The 474-nt window shown below is 65.8% G+C and carries 1 pseudogene; it reads right to left on the bottom strand.

Annotation, left to right across the window (positions count from 1 at the left end):
- Window positions 1-100: 100 nt before the first annotated feature.
- Window positions 101-442, bottom strand: a pseudogene (locus tag WDW90_RS38135) (transposase); the annotation flags it as partial.
- Window positions 443-474 lie beyond the last annotated feature (32 nt).

Below are 474 nucleotides of genomic sequence, written 5' to 3'. Positions count from 1 at the left end.
CGCGATCGGGGATCCGGACTTGGATGCGAGACATGGCACCCCTTCCATCAGGCGCCCCCAGCTCCAGATGCTAACAGACAGCCGACTTTGCCGTCCTAGTTTTTTTGAGCAGGCGGTTCTCCAGGAGGAGATCGGCCACGACCTCCTTGAGCGCGCCGGCCTCGCGGCGCAGATCCTTGACCTCGTCGGAGGTGGCGGCACGGGCCGTGTCGCCGGCCAGCCGCCGCTTGCCCGCCTCCAGGAACTCCTTGGACCAGCCGTAGTACATCGAGCTGGCGATCCCCTCGCGCCGGCACAGTTCGGCGATGCTGTCCTCGCCGCGCAGGCCTTCCAGCACGATGCGGATCTTCTCTTCAGCCGAGAACTGCCGGCGCGTGGCCCGGCGGATGTCCTTGATCACGGCTTCCACCGGCTTCCGTGCCGGCCCGGATGTCTGCTTCATCTTCGTGCCTCAGGACTACGATGAACCAGCCA

The sequence above is a fragment of the Methylobacterium nigriterrae genome, assembly GCF_037106235.1.
GTDB lineage: Bacteria > Pseudomonadota > Alphaproteobacteria > Rhizobiales > Beijerinckiaceae > Methylobacterium > Methylobacterium nigriterrae.
This window is presented reverse-complemented; position numbering and strand designations above follow the sequence as displayed.